General features: G+C 41.2%; 14 protein-coding genes. 4 read left to right on the forward strand and 10 right to left on the reverse strand.

Features of this window, described 5'->3' with window-relative positions:
• Positions 1-125: 125 nt before the first annotated feature.
• On the reverse strand, positions 126-1,679 hold the full coding sequence (locus tag M1E09_RS16215; protein WP_456271877.1) for a fatty acid--CoA ligase family protein: 1,554 nt from the start codon (positions 1,677-1,679) through the stop codon (positions 126-128).
• A 204-nt stretch (positions 1,680-1,883) separates the two neighbouring features.
• On the opposite strand from M1E09_RS16215, the gene M1E09_RS16220 reads away from it, so the two are divergent.
• Positions 1,884-2,717 (forward strand): ABC transporter permease subunit, encoded by an 834-nt coding sequence (locus tag M1E09_RS16220; protein WP_456271878.1) that lies wholly within the window; start codon positions 1,884-1,886, stop codon positions 2,715-2,717.
• A complete protein-coding gene (locus tag M1E09_RS16225; protein ID WP_456271879.1) occupies positions 2,714-3,757 on the forward strand; it encodes an ABC transporter permease in 1,044 nt (347 codons plus the stop codon). The genes M1E09_RS16220 and M1E09_RS16225 overlap by 4 nt, the downstream gene beginning before the upstream one ends.
• Positions 3,758-3,845: 88 nt before the next feature.
• On the opposite strand, the gene M1E09_RS16230 is transcribed toward M1E09_RS16225, so the two are convergent.
• The 3 genes from M1E09_RS16230 to M1E09_RS16240 all read right to left on the reverse strand — a co-directional run bounded on the left by M1E09_RS16230 (position 3,846) and on the right by M1E09_RS16240 (position 5,836).
• Complete coding sequence (locus M1E09_RS16230) at positions 3,846-3,986, reverse strand: hypothetical protein (protein WP_456271880.1); 141 nt, start codon at positions 3,984-3,986, stop codon at positions 3,846-3,848.
• 103 nt (positions 3,987-4,089) lie between these two features.
• Positions 4,090-5,076, reverse strand: a complete 987-nt coding sequence (locus tag M1E09_RS16235) for a lipoate--protein ligase (RefSeq protein ID WP_456271881.1) — start codon at positions 5,074-5,076, stop codon at positions 4,090-4,092.
• Positions 5,077-5,101: 25 nt separating this feature from the next.
• Complete coding sequence (locus M1E09_RS16240; RefSeq protein WP_456271882.1) at positions 5,102-5,836, reverse strand: MBL fold metallo-hydrolase; 735 nt, start codon at positions 5,834-5,836, stop codon at positions 5,102-5,104.
• Positions 5,837-6,045: 209 nt separating this feature from the next.
• Here M1E09_RS16240 and yhfH point away from each other — a divergent pair, with 209 nt between their 5' ends.
• Positions 6,046-6,180, forward strand: a complete 135-nt coding sequence (gene yhfH, locus M1E09_RS16245; RefSeq protein ID WP_456271883.1) for a protein YhfH — start codon at positions 6,046-6,048, stop codon at positions 6,178-6,180.
• 37 nt (positions 6,181-6,217) lie between these two features.
• On the opposite strand, the gene M1E09_RS16250 is transcribed toward yhfH, so the two are convergent.
• Positions 6,218-6,979, reverse strand: coding sequence for a FixH family protein (locus M1E09_RS16250; RefSeq protein WP_456271884.1), 762 nt, complete (start codon positions 6,977-6,979; stop codon positions 6,218-6,220).
• A gap of 744 nt (positions 6,980-7,723) precedes the next feature.
• Between M1E09_RS16250 and M1E09_RS16255 the strand changes: the two genes are divergently transcribed.
• The gene (locus M1E09_RS16255) at positions 7,724-8,218 is read left to right on the forward strand and encodes a hypothetical protein (protein WP_456271885.1); all 495 of its coding nucleotides are present in this window, start codon (positions 7,724-7,726) and stop codon (positions 8,216-8,218) included.
• Between the two features lie 212 nt (positions 8,219-8,430).
• Here M1E09_RS16255 and M1E09_RS16260 read toward each other — a convergent pair whose 3' ends face one another.
• The 5 genes from M1E09_RS16260 to M1E09_RS16280 form a co-directional block, all read right to left on the reverse strand.
• Positions 8,431-9,291, reverse strand: a complete 861-nt coding sequence (locus M1E09_RS16260) for a phosphotransferase (protein WP_456271886.1) — start codon at positions 9,289-9,291, stop codon at positions 8,431-8,433.
• 32 nt (positions 9,292-9,323) lie between these two features.
• Entirely contained in the window at positions 9,324-9,548 is a 225-nt protein-coding gene (locus M1E09_RS16265; protein WP_456271887.1) for a hypothetical protein, read from the reverse strand.
• Between the two features lie 329 nt (positions 9,549-9,877).
• Positions 9,878-10,888, reverse strand: a complete 1,011-nt coding sequence (locus M1E09_RS16270; protein ID WP_456271888.1) for a DUF3231 family protein — start codon at positions 10,886-10,888, stop codon at positions 9,878-9,880.
• Positions 10,889-11,015: 127 nt separating this feature from the next.
• A complete protein-coding gene (locus M1E09_RS16275; protein WP_456271889.1) occupies positions 11,016-13,220 on the reverse strand; it encodes a YhgE/Pip family protein in 2,205 nt (734 codons plus the stop codon).
• 67 nt (positions 13,221-13,287) lie between these two features.
• Positions 13,288-13,863 carry a TetR/AcrR family transcriptional regulator gene (locus M1E09_RS16280; RefSeq protein WP_456275020.1) on the reverse strand — a complete coding sequence of 192 codons (576 nt, stop codon included), beginning with the start codon at positions 13,861-13,863 and terminating at the stop codon, positions 13,288-13,290.
• Positions 13,864-13,894 lie beyond the last annotated feature (31 nt).

A 13,894-nucleotide genomic window follows, 5' to 3' on the forward strand; every position in this document is an offset into this window, starting at 1 on the left:
CCAACCAAATCATAATAAGAAGCATCCAATTAGTGCAAATACTGCAACTTCATAGAAAAAAGACAAAGACTCATTTCCGAAAAGACGGAAATAAGCCTTTAGCCAGCTTTGTTATCGATACTTACTTAAGAACGTACTGCCTGCTGCTTCAATGCCCTTCGCAGGATTTTCCCTGTTGTGTTTTTAGGGAGCTCTTCCAAAAATTCAATCGAACCCGGAAGTTTATATTTTGCGAGATGCTCACTGCAGTATGCAGTCAATTCCTGTTCTGTAAGCTCACTGTTTTTGCTTACGACAAAACACTTTACAGCTTCACCCATTTCAGGATCAGGCACTCCTATGACCGCCACTTCCACTACCTCAGGGTGGCTGTACAGTACTTCCTCGACCTCACGAGGATAGACATTGTATCCCCCGACAATGATCATGTCTTTCTTTCGGTCGACAATAAAGAAGTATCCTTCTTCATCCATTTTGCCTAAATCACCGGTATAAAGCCAGCCGCCACGGATTGCAGCATCCGTTTCTTCAGGCATCTTATAATAGCCTTTCATTACATTAGGGCCTTTTACGATCAATTCCCCTACTTCCCCGACAGGAACATCTTCTCCGAGTTCATTTACAATCCTGTTTTCCACATTAACAATGGACGTACCGATGGAACCTGCTTTTCGAGGGCGGTCCAGAGGGTTGAAACAAGTAACCGGTGATGCCTCAGATAACCCATATCCCTCAGAAATCAGGACATTGAACTTTTGTTCAAAGTTTTTCAAAAGTGCAACCGGAAGTGAGGCGCCTCCTGATATACAAAGCCTTAAGGAAGAAAGGTCTTCAGGATTCCCTTCCTCATACTGATACAGGAAATTGTACATCGTTGGCACTCCTGCAAATACTGTCGGCTTGTAATCCTTTGCAAGCTTGAAAATATCCTGAGGACTGAATTTTGGCGTAATTAACAGTGTTGCTCCTGTCATCAACGGTGCGTTCAATACAACCGTCAGACAGAATACGTGGAACATCGGAAGAGTCGTAATCACTCTGTCATCCTCATTCATTTTGAGGTATTCTCCGGTATCTCTGGCATTGGAATAAAGATTTTTGTGCGACAGCATGGCACCTTTTGGCTTTCCAGTCGTTCCGGAAGTATACAGGATCACAGCAGTATCCTCTTCATCCAGCACCGGGCCTTTAAAATCAAGTGCTCCTGTACCGACGACTTGTGAAAACGATTTCAATTTTGCAGATGCCGAAAGCTGTTCCGGCTGAATCCCCTTAGCCCGCTCATCCCCTGTCTCACAATAGATGAAGTGCTCAACTTCAGGAAGATGATGATGCATTTTTTCTACAAGCGGCAGCAGGATATCTAACGTCACCACTGCCTTCACATCACCATTTTTCATGATGTACCCGATCTCATCAGGCGTATAGATCGGATTGATTGGGATGACAGTAGCTCCAAGCCTCATTGCCCCATATAAGGCGATAATAAAATGAGGTGAGTTCCCCAACACCAGGGCGATATGATCCCCTTTTCCTATACCTAGCTTCCCAAGACCGTCTGCAAACTTATTGACCGCCCCATTCAATTCACCATATGTACTGGATTGCCCCATAAAATAGTATGCAGGCTTCATTGCATGGATTTTTGCCGTCTCTTCTAATCGTGCTGAAAGATTCACGTTCTCCCTCCCCTTTTCAAAAAGATGAATGAATGAATGGTCATTCATCTAAAAATTATAAGTTTTCAAAATATATTTTATATAAAGAAAAGTATTAATTCAAGCTCTCATTCTTCTAGCTAGTAAAATTTTCAATTCTAGAGGGAATTTTAACTATGATTATGTTACTATTTTAAATAATCCAACTATTAAATGAGGTATTTTATGAAAAAGGTTCAATCCTCCGTTCTGCAGGTCGTCATGATCCTGACCGGCATCATTGCTCTTAGTATCCTGCCCTCTATTATCAATGAGGTATGGGAGGTCGTAGCAGGCTTTTTCTCATTGAACAGCCTGGTCTATGTAAACCCCATATCCGGAATTGAAAGAGAGTTATTTCCGTTTTTCTGGAAAGCGTATGAATATACGTTAATCATTTTTTTCTCTGCGCTATTTCTTTCACTTTCAATTTCAATCCTTGTCATGTTTTTTTATTTCCTGCTCGGAAAACCGGTGCAGCTAGTGATAGATTCAATAACATTCTTCATTAGCTCCCTGCCGGATATTTTCATCATTGTAGGAAGCCAGCTGCTTATTGTGTGGTTCTTTAAAGAGACAGGTATATACCTTTTTGATTTTGTGTCACTTGGTGAAGACCGGGCCTACTTGCTTCCAATCCTCTGCTTGTCAGTACTTCCAACGATGTACTTCATTAAAACGTTAACTGTACTGATGAAAGAAGAATACGAAAAGCAGTATGTTGAGCTGGCCAAGAGCAAAGGAATAGGCTACTTTAAGATTCTCTTTGTCCATATGTTCAGAAATACAATCATCAGCCTTTCTTATCACGGGAAAAATGTAATGTGGCTGATGTTGTCTAACCTATTGATATTAGAGTACCTTTTTAACATGCTTGGTGTAACGACTTTCTTATTTTCCTATAACACTCCTGCACTATTTGCCGTTTCATCCATCCTGCTGTTTATGCCCGTCTATCTGTTCTTGAAGTTCATTCAGAAGCTTGCGGGTAACATGACTGGAAATGAGGTGGAATTATGATGCGGGTAATCAGGCAGCCTTTATTCATAATAGGCTTTATCGTCATCGCCTCCCTGCTTGCGGCGAGCATCATCCATTCCATTAGGTTTGATTCATTCATTCCACAGACTGAATGGGTTAAAGACAGCAGCGGAAAATTGATTGCAGGCCCGCCATTGGAGCCTGATTCTGAGTATCTATTTGGAACGGACAGATTCGGCTACCATATGGCTTTTAAACTGCTCCAAGGAGCAAAGTTCACGATAGGAGCTGCTTTTCTCACGTCTCTCCTTGGATTCGGCCTTTCCTTTATCTTTGGAGTGCTGCTGGCATTCTGGAAGAAAAATCAATCAAGAAAAGTCGTTACCGGTCTGGCATCTTCTTTTTATTTCGTTCCACAGTCCATCATTGCCTATAATATTCTGCATCCGATTCTGTGGGAACCGCCCGAAGGCTTTGCATACTCCCTTACCGAACGGATAATATATGAAATTGTAATGCTTGCACTCATTCTCATTCCGACGACCGCTTTACTGATTGCTGAGGAAACGAGAGAAATATTAAAAAAGGAATTTATTGAGAGTTCCATCACACTCGGCGGTTCAGCATTTTTCATTTTCAGGAAACATGTGTTGGTCCATTTACGCCCAAGGCTTTTCATCATTTTTCCGAGGATCGTCGTACAAGTACTGTTAATCATCGCACATCTTGGAATATTCCAGATTTATTTTGGTGGAACTTCTGTCTGCTACGATGTATTCTGCGATCCGCCAATGCCGATTGCCAATGAATGGTCCGGACTCCTTGGCATGTATATTAAACAGATCAATTACCAATGGTGGCTTGCACTGGGACCTCTTCTCTGCTTCACAGCAGCCATCCTTGCAACCAACATGATGGGCGCCGGAATTGAAAAGGGACTGACACCAAAAACAACCTACAAAACCGGCCTGTTCGGAAAAAGAAAGAAACAGCAAATCCAACCAAATCCGGGATCTGCTCATACTGTCAAGACAGAGGATTTTCAGTTAGTTAAACATGGCCGCTCGACTTATCGTTGAGTGGAAGCACCGCAACATTTACAAAAACAGCCAACAAAAAAACGTATGGACCCCCTTAGGTCCATACGTTTTTTGTTGGGGGATTTCTTTAGAAAAAGTTCTTCACAATCTGTTCCTCACGGCCGCAAACGGTACACTTATACTGTATTTCAAGTGCATCCTCAACCGCGTCATGAAGGGTTTCTTTCTTGTCATTTTCACAATACCTTTTCACTTGAGCTTTTTCCATTTGAATTCACCGCTTTCTTCAAATCTGCTCTTATCTTTGTTTTATCCATTAAGAGGCAGATTTAACCTTTTTCAGTGAAAATTCTAATGGGGTGATTTCACCATCAATAAAGTAAATTGACGATGTCTTCCTTCGTCACATTTCCGAAGTAGTGCTGGATTTCCACCCCTTCAAGTGCGTGTTCCACTTCGGCTTTTTCATATTTCAAGCCAGTCAGTTTGTTTTCAATCTCACTTACATCCCCGACCCCAAAGAAGTCGCCGAAAATTTTGCATTGTTCAATGATCCCTTTATTAACATCAAGCCGGATATCGATTTGTCCGACTGGGAAACGGTGAGAGTGCTGAAGATTGAACTTTGGAGATTTTCCATAGTTCCATTTCCAGTTTTGATAACGCTCACGGGATAATTCGTGAATGTTCTTCCAGTCTTCTTCTGTCAGTTCATACTCCTCAACTTCATTTTCATCAAAGATATAACTCAGCAGCATGGAGCGAAACTCAATGATAGAGATTTTCTCTTCCAAAAATTCAGAGATGTTTGCGACCCTGCTGCGGATTGACTTGATGCCTTTTGATTCAATTTTGTCTTTGCGGACTTTCAAAGCAGATACGACATTCTCTATTTCAGAATCAAACAGAAGGGTTCCATGGCTGAACATTCTTCCCTTCGTAGAAAACTGAGCATTACCGGAAATTTTGCGGCCTTCCGCTTCTATATCGTTCCTGCCGCTTAATTCAGCATTGACACCCAGTTTTTTCAACGCCTTGATCACTGGTTCAGTAAACTTCTTGAAGTTGTGAAAGCTTTCACCATCATCCTTTGTGATAAAGCTGAAGTTAAGGTTTCCAAGGTCATGGTAAACAGCTCCGCCTCCAGACAGACGGCGCACTACATGAAGCTTCTGGGACTCTACATAATCAGTATTGATTTCTTCAATCGTGTTTTGGTTTTTCCCGATGATAATAGACGGTTCATTAATATAGAAAAGCAAATAATCCTCATCAATGTCGAGGTTCTTCAAGGCGTACTCCTCGATTGCCAAGTTAATTCGCGGATCTGTAATTCCTTTATTATCAATAAATTTCATTGTGTATGTCCTCCTTATGATTGTCCTATAAATGAATTTGAAGATTCTTTCTTGCCAGCATAATTTCTCCCTTGTAGATGCTTGCCGCTTCCCGGATTAATTTATCCAATTCTCCATAATGGGGAAGGTGGGTCAGTATAAGCTTTTTCACCCCTGCTCCATGAGAGACCTTCCCAGCGTCAAGGCTGTTCATATGGCCTGCTCCAGTTCCATCCATGTCTCCATAAAAATTGCATTCACAAAGAAGAACATCAGCATCTTTGGCAAATGATATGAAGGAATCCTGGTAGGCAGAATCTGCGGTAAAGACGACTGTTTTCCCGCCTGCTTCAATCCTCATTGCATAGCATGGCACAGGGTGTTTTGTCCGCAGGAAAGTAATCGCAAACGGGCCAACCTGTAAAACTTCCATCGGATTAAACGCAATACCTTTCATCAAATCCTTATATGTAAGTGATTGGAAGCCATTCTGATCTTCGGAATGGCCATAGAACGGCAAAGTCTTGCTATGCTTGCCAAGATACTTCTGAATGAGCAGAGCGTGCTGGAGCACACCGATATCTGCCGTATGGTCAGGGTGGTAGTGCGACAGCACAGCTGCATCCAATTCATAGGCTTCGATGTGTTCCTGCAGAGAAGATAGAACCCCGCTGCCGCAATCAATCAGCAGTTTGAACCCTTGAACTTCCAGCAGATAGCCGGAGCTGGCTTCATTTTTCTTCGGGTAGCCCCCCCACTGGCCGATGACCGTCAGTTTCAATAAACTCTCTCCTTTCTATTATCATTCCCGTCACTGTGAGAATAGTTTTCATTCATATATCCACTATACTTCAATACGCCTATTTTTTCATTATTTTAGAATTAGATACAAAATTGATTGACTAAATCTCCGCTGTTATAATACAATATAACAAAGGATAAAATCAGTTATATAACAAAGGGGTATACTAAAACTGGAGGGTGATCAACATGTTAACGAATGTAGTGGAATTTTTCAGGAATTTACCTAAGAAGCAATGTGTTCAATGCGGAGAGCATATCGAGGAGCAGCATGAATGCTACGGAAACCATTGTGATAACTGTCTAACGGATCACGATTTGTAAAAAAAGCTGAAGCGTACTCACGCTTCAGCTTTCCATTTTATTGAACTGTAATCATTTCTTCTATATGTTCATGTACACCTTCATCATTTTCAACATGTACTGTTATATAATACATACCCTTTTCAGTGAACTTGTACATTCCTTTATAAGTTCCTTCTTCAGACTCTTCAGTGTCGACCCACTCATGCCCCTCTTGTCCTTCCAGCCAGATTTCATAGCGCACTTGTGCTTCTGTCAATGGGCTTTCGCTTTGCTCGATACTTGCCGTCAACTCAGTTTGCGCGCCTGCCTGTACATTTTCTCGTTTCATCAAGTGGATAGAGACCTCACCGTGCTCATGATGATGTTTCTCTTCAGAGTCTGATTCCTGGGCAATTTCCGCTTCCCCTACAGCAATCTGTGTTTTTGGCATCGTATGCATGTCATTGGCCGTTACATGCACCTGAACATAGTAAACTCCATCTTCAGTAAACGTCTTTTCTGCAGAGTAATTTCCTTCTTCCCCGTGCTCTGCCTCAATCATTTCACTGTCTTCTTTATTGCCGTCCATCCATACTTCATATTTCACTTCAGTAGCATCTGTTATATTTTCTTCACCTTTTGTAACATGAGTATTGAACACTACTTTTTCACCAGGTTCAGCTGTTTCAGGTACAGAAAGCTCGGCATTGATTGTTGTTAACTCTCCACCTTCATCCATATGCCCGTCTCCATGCTCTTCATGATTTTCCTCCTGGTTCCCGCATGCAGCTAAGATCAGTGAGCCAATTAGTATAAATAAAGCTAATAATTTCTTCAATTTAGGTTCCTCCTGTAACATTTATTCACGTTTATCTTGCTTCAGTATAATAGGAAAATGTGAAATAAGTGTGAGGTGGTTGTTACGATTTTCAAACAACCTGTTCTTTCGCTTTCTTCCACTTCCATTAATGGATGAGATTTTGCTGTTCTTCGGTTATTAATGCATATGCATTCTGGAAATCCGTGAAACCAAGCTTTTTTGTCCAATAACTCCCCGTTGAATTATGGTGCTAATGGTTATACTAGTATTAATGAATTCAGCGTGGGAGAGTTGCAATGATTTTCTCAATCTATTTTATTTTCACTTGGTTACTCCTGTTTTTATTGATTGCATATAATAAGATTTCTTTATTGAAGAACTCTGTCTTCCTATTTATGATCTCCTGCCTGATCCATACTCATGCTTTCACTTTGATACCGGAAAATTTCAAAGGGTTTGAAATCAGCAGCCAGGAGGAGTTGTATATAACCTACCTGCTGAATAGGACACTGTTGGCCTCATCCTTGCTGGTAGCTGTTTTCAGAGTGTTTTATAACAAAATGAATCAGATACAAACCTTTCTCTCCTCTTCTGTTTTTTATGCATTTGTAATGGGAGTCTTTCATTTTACAGGGGAAGTTTTGGGGATTTATAAGTATGAATGGTGGAACTTTTATTGGTCCCTGTTTTATTTTTGGGGATTGTTTTGCTTTTCTTTTCTTCTACTATATTTCTTTTCTGCCAAGGGGGAACGACAGTACAATGATTTATGAGAAAGCCTTTGATTTGAATGACTGGACTGTGCTCATCAGTATCCTGGTTATTTGGGCGGCGGTTTTTCTTCTGCCGAAAAAATTCAGCGTTCAATATACTGTACTTATTATGTTATTCGGATTAACCGCTGCCAGTGTTTTTGATAATTCCCTTGGTGCTGCTGCATTTGACTACTATAATATCATGGACGGTCCCGCTTATACCCTTATGGATGGGGCAGTCTACCTTCTCTATCCTCCTTTTTCCTATTTTTTCGCCTATATCCACCGGAGCTTCCATATAAACATGTTGGGAAATGCTTTGTTCATTTTGGCATGGTCTCTTCTATCCGTTTTTGTTGAAAGCATCTTTACCCTGGCCAATGTGTTTACTTATAAAAATGGTTTTAACCTCTTCTATTCATTTTGTATTTATCTGGTTACACAGTCCGCATTACTCACATTCATGAAACTCCTGGAATTCAATGGACGCCATTCAGACTAGTAAATTAATAATTATCTCTTCAAATTTTTAAAAAATGATTTCTGCTGCACTATGGGCGATTTCGCCGGGTTCGCAGCAGGTCCACCTTGCATTTGCATCAGTGGACGCTCACCTGCCTAACCACTTTCTAAAGAGAAGAGATGCTAACCATAAAAAGGTTTATTCCAAAGGTTGCTTTGCTGAAGGTACGCCTTCGTATCAATGTTTGCGATTCAGCAGCCTATTACTTTTTCCTTCCAATCGGTCCACGCTTTTTCATATTCCCTGAAATCTTCCGGGTGATGCTTCAGACATGTAGACAGCCTGATAAATAGTATAATCAATACTTCACCAAACAGGTCACAAGTGTTGATCTGTTCAGCAGGGTTCAGTAAAGAGGTACAATGCAAAATCGTGTCTGCTGTTAAATCATCAGGAGATGAGCAGAAAGCATAAAGCAGGTCATATATTGGCGGCCCCACGACTGGTGTGGGATCAATAACACCCGAAAGACTGCCTTCATCGATAAGAAAGTTGTGAATTCCACAATCTCCATGAAGCAAGAAGGCATCACCCCTCTTGGCCAATGGCGACTTCCTGATTAATTCAACGACCAGTTCATATTCATTTCTGCCAAGATGAGAAGACATTGTTCTATAGGCTTCCTCTGCCCTCAGTAACAAGAACTCTTCCCAAGAATCTACAGGAACGTCTCTCCAGCCCCAGCCCTTCTTTACCGGCACCTCCTGATATCCATTCAACAGATTCAATACAGCCGATGACAGAACAGCCCGTTTGTTTTCAAGGTTTTTTTGAACACCGCCTTCCCTGAACAAATAGACAATATAGCGATTTGATTGATCTTGATATAGTAGACGGGGTAATAAGTCCATCTGTTTGTAAAACTCCAAAAATGATGCCTCTGATTCTATGACAGCAGGGTCATTAGCTTTGATGACAAACTCCGCTTTTCCTCCATTGCCTAGCGTGTACAATTGACTGACAGTACCGCCCTGCAGTTTCTTCAATACTTCAGTGCCAACAGGCAATATCTCCTTTTCAATCAGGTATTCCTTAATTTGGTTAACGTCCATTTCTTTTCTCCTATACTGAAATGATATCTATTCTAAGAGTGAAAAGCTTTAACTTCTTCTTCGTATTGAAGCAGCTTTTTTTCCAATTTTGCAATCAGTTCATTTATCCATTCCGGCTGTTTGGGTCCTGCATTCTCATCCAATGCCTCTCTAAGCATTTGATAGGTAATAAGATTATGAACCCTCAAAAACTGTGGGGTTCTCTCGATTTCCGAATCTGATAACGGCGCAGACTTTCGGTACCCATCCAGGAACATCCGAACACTCCGGCTGCTAAAATCAACCCCTTCTTCAAACAGATCTCTAAGCGCAAAGGCTATATCAGCCTCATACTCCTGTTACAGAACGAAAGGTGTCAGGATCACCTAAGCCCATAAAAAAAGCTGCCGATTCAACGACAGCCTCCACCTGAACAAACAAGTTTCAATTAAATATATGACGGATGAAAAGGTGGAAAATAAAGGATATCGGTGTTCTTTCGTTTTGAATAACATTGGTTGCGTATCACAATATCAGCCTCCTTCTGGATTATATTTCCTAACAAGCTTATCATACACTTTTTCTTATTTTCTGTTTATTATCATTTTCAATTTCTCTGGTGGCGGAGAGTCTCACGGTCAGGGCTCTGTGGCGGCTTTTCGAACCATCCATTTTTTATCATGATTTTGGCTCCTTCTTCAGCGAACTTTCCAAGGTTCAAAATCAGCCTTTCGTAGAGCAATGTAATATCCTTTCTCATAGTGGCGGCTATTGCCATCCCATAATCTCCAAGGCCAAGGGAGGAAAGCGTTGACACTTGAAACATCATGAGTTTATCCGAAAATGGACTCTCGGTTGATGATGTAATGGTTGAATCCCAAGTGGATGGATAAGAATTATCATCGTCCTTCAAACAAGAGATAAATTGTTCGTTATGCTTCCTTGTGGCATCATACCCCTTCTTGAAGTAGTTACTCACCGTTTTTGAATGGGCCACCTGGCTGAATCCGAGCAGCAGCGTTTTAGCTACATTGGATACTTCAATATTGGTGCCAAGATGAGCAACCTCCATAGCAAGCAATGGACGCTGTTTACCAAAAATCTTCCCGAGAAACTCACTATCATTTACATGCTCAACTTTTTCAGGATAGGCCATATAAGGCGAACGTATAAACACACCTTTTTCCAACATGATTTCACACGCCATATCAAACAGCTTGTCAGACTGCTGCAGCCATTCGCTGTATAGAATACGTAAATCCTTTCTGGCCAATACTCCTTTTGCAAGAGAATAGGCATTCAAACCGCTTCTTCCTACATGGTGAATGTAACGCAAATAGGTAACATCCGAGAAAAGTTTTGGGGCTTCAGAATTGACATCACTTTTGCCGAATCCGTTCGGAACAGGCAGATTTTCTTTCAGAAAAAGGTCTCTGATGACTTCGATATGCTCTTTAGCAATTTCGGAAGCATACTTTATAACCGGGTCTATCTCTTTATCTTCAGTCGTTTTGAGGAAATGATGTAAAATACAATACGCCATCGTATCAGCCATATAAGTATTCCAAAGCATGGCGATTTCAGCGGATGTCATGTCAGGCTGATGATTTGTTTTCATAGTTCACCTCTTGGACACTTTATCGTGTTGTTATTATAAGCCTATTTATACTAAAAAATGTAAATTGATTCATAGAAATTGTTTTCTTCATAAAAAAAGCGCTGAGATCGGCTCCCAGCGCTTTCAGTTATTCAGACATGGCCATTTCGTTGTTATACATTTTTTTGAAATAACCGGAAAAATAAATCGTTGTCAGGGAAGCAAAGGCAATCAAGTACAGCAAAAGAATGCCGATGTTCTGCCACATAAATGCAAAGTCACCGCTCGAAATCACTGCTTTAAAAGCTGCTACCGAGTAAGTCATTGGCAGCAAGGCACTGATAGGCTGCAGCTGGGCAGGAATCAATTCAAGCGGAAACGTTCCCGCGCTTGTGGTTAGTTGCAGAATCAATATGATGATTGCCGCAAACCGCCCAGGATCGCCAAGAATTGTCACCAACGCTTGAACAAGGGCAATAAAGGTTAAACTAGCCGCTATGGTAGTAAGGATAAACAAAGGGACACTCTCTACTTCAATGCCTAATCCCAGCAGCAAGATGCTGTCAGCAATTAACGATTGAATTATAGCTACAAGTGTCAAAACGGCAAATTTCCCTCTGAACCAGGCCATACCTGAAGAAGGTACCTGTGCAGGCTCTTTTAATGGATATACAATTGAAATTAAAAGTGCGCCAACAAATAATCCCAGAGAAAGGAAATAGGGAGCGAATCCTGTTCCATAGTTAGGGACGTGGTTGATTGCCTCTTTTTTAACATTAACCGGACCCGCCATCATATCTGATGTTTCTTCAGTCGGATTGATCTCATTTGCCTGTTCTTTAGCAGCCTTCATTTCTTCTCTGAATTCGGATGTTCCGGAACTAAGCTTAGACGTTCCTTGCTCAAGTTCTTTTGATCCTTGGGCTAGGCCTTGTGAACCTTCTGCCAGTTTAGCTGAACCTTCTTTTAGTTGACCAAGCCCGCTTTGCAAGTCTGCTCCCCCTGCTGCGATCCGTTTCGAACCGTCGGCAGCATTTGCAAGTTCTCCATTGGCTTCAGCGAGTTTAGAAATAAATGCCGATTGCCCATCTGACACACTTTGTGTTCCAGCGGCAAGTTGAGCTGAACCTGTTTCCAGTTCAGTTAAGCCGTTTCTTAAAGACGCATGTGCTTTGTTTAGTGCATCTAGACCGCCTGTTAGTTTAGATGCACCATTTTGTAATTTCTCTGCGCCGCCTGCCAAGCCGGCTGTTCCGCCGGCAAGTTCATCACTTCCTGCTTTCAGGCTTTCTAATAGAGCCAGTATTTGGTCTTTCTTTTCTTCAGGCATCGATTGCAATACAGCTGTAAGTGCACCATTCAGTGCATTAATTCCTCTGTTGAGATCTGAAGCCCCTGTGCTGGCTTTTAAAGCACCCTCTTCAAGGGACTCCGTGCCATCTGCAATAGCATCTGCACCATCAATTAAAGCACCTGCATTGCTAATGATTTGATCCAATCCCGAAGCGGCTTCATCAATACCGCCGGATAGCTGAGAAGCTCCTGCAGCTGTTTCCGAAGCTCCGCCTTGCAGCTTCTCTGCTTTTTGATATAACTGGCCATACCCTTCAGAAAGTTGACCAAGGCCTTTGGATAACTCAGAGGTTTTCGCGGTAAGTTGATCTACACCGCTTTTGGCATCATCCACTCCGTTATTGAATTCGAGATTTTTTTCTGCAAGAACGACCAGTTTATCTTTTAATTGAGTTGCTCCATGTGCAAGCTCCTGGGTTCCTTCATCAAGCTGGTCCGCTGCCTCGCTTGCAACAACGAATCCCTGTCCCATTTTGTCGATACTTTCAAACATCGTTTCGGCATAGGTTTCAGTAACCGATTCAGAAAGACTCGCTTTAATTTCTTTCATGGCTGTATCGCCTATTTGCGCAGAAAGAAAGTTGTATCCTTCGTTGGGTACATATTTTAAAGAAAGCTTTTCTGGATGTTCATCCAAGAGAGTTGTTGCATGTTGAGAGAAAGATTCAGGAATTTCAACAAGCATATAATAATCTTGATTTTTCAGATTGTCATATCCTGCATCTCCATTTACAAATTGAAAATTAAATTGATCACTTTCTTTCAATTTGTCTACAAGTTCATCACCCAGTTGGAGCTCTTCTCCATCCAATTCAGCTCCGTTGTCATTATTGACAACAGCCACCGGCAAATCATTCAACTGTTCATAAGGATCCCAGAATGCCCATAGGAACATTCCGCTGTAAAGTATCGGTATAAATAACACCGCCAGAATTGGAATAAGCAGCTTACGATTGTTTAAGATACTTTTGAATTCTGCTTTAAATAATGATTTCTTCATTTTTATCCCCCATTCGGAATGAATGACCAAATTAACCACTTGGTCATTTTAGTGTAAAAAGAAAGAATTATCTAGGTGATAATCCTTGAAACAAGTAGAGTTCGAATAACCTGGCAATTTCATCTTTTCCAAGAGGTTCATGGCCTTGCTCCCAGTCAAAGATTAAAGAGACATATAACTGAAGCATGACAAAGGCAGTAATCTCAGGATCACACTTTTTGATTTCACCTTTTTCAACGGCTTCTGAAATCTTCACTTTAATAAAGAAGATAATCGCATCTTCAAGTCTTTTTCTAACTTCTATAACAGCAGGTGTACCCATTTCCTGTTCTTCTTGGAATAGCTTGATCGTTAATTGATGTTCTTTCCGAAATTCTAGTATCCTGAATAAGGCGGCATGGACATTTTCATAGAAAGAGTTTGCCGGAACAATCACTTCCTCTGCAGCCTCTTTCATTTCCTTAATCAGAGTTCCAATAATTTCATCAAACAGCTCTTCTTTATTTTTGAAGAAATTATAAATGGTCCCTTTTCCGACATTGGCAAGCTTCGACACTTGATCCATTGTCGTCGCTTTATATCCGAATAAAGAAAAAGATTTAGTTGCTGCCTCTACAATTAATTTCTTGCGATCAACTGACATCATCTCACCCTTTTTGACCGATTGACCAAAA

The sequence above is a fragment of the Bacillus sp. AK031 genome, assembly GCF_053903065.1.

Bases quoted from the DNA above. Each gene is read 5' to 3' on its own strand.
- M1E09_RS16270 (WP_456271888.1), bottom strand. From the start codon at position 10,888: ATGAAAACAAATCATCAGCCTGACATGACATCCGCTGAAATCGCCATG.
- M1E09_RS16225 (WP_456271879.1), top strand. From the start codon at position 2,714: ATGATGCGGGTAATCAGGCAGCCTTTATTCATAATAGGCTTTATCGTC.
- M1E09_RS16230 (WP_456271880.1), bottom strand. From the start codon at position 3,986: ATGGAAAAAGCTCAAGTGAAAAGGTATTGTGAAAATGACAAGAAAGAA.
- M1E09_RS16220 (WP_456271878.1), top strand. From the start codon at position 1,884: ATGAAAAAGGTTCAATCCTCCGTTCTGCAGGTCGTCATGATCCTGACC.
- M1E09_RS16260 (WP_456271886.1), bottom strand. From the start codon at position 9,291: ATGGACGTTAACCAAATTAAGGAATACCTGATTGAAAAGGAGATATTG.
- M1E09_RS16275 (WP_456271889.1), bottom strand. From the start codon at position 13,220: ATGAAGAAATCATTATTTAAAGCAGAATTCAAAAGTATCTTAAACAAT.
- M1E09_RS16265 (WP_456271887.1), bottom strand. From the start codon at position 9,548: ATGTTCCTGGATGGGTACCGAAAGTCTGCGCCGTTATCAGATTCGGAA.
- M1E09_RS16255 (WP_456271885.1), top strand. From the start codon at position 7,724: ATGATTTATGAGAAAGCCTTTGATTTGAATGACTGGACTGTGCTCATC.
- M1E09_RS16280 (WP_456275020.1), bottom strand. From the start codon at position 13,863: ATGTCAGTTGATCGCAAGAAATTAATTGTAGAGGCAGCAACTAAATCT.
- yhfH (WP_456271883.1), top strand. From the start codon at position 6,046: ATGTTAACGAATGTAGTGGAATTTTTCAGGAATTTACCTAAGAAGCAA.
- M1E09_RS16235 (WP_456271881.1), bottom strand. From the start codon at position 5,076: ATGAAATTTATTGATAATAAAGGAATTACAGATCCGCGAATTAACTTG.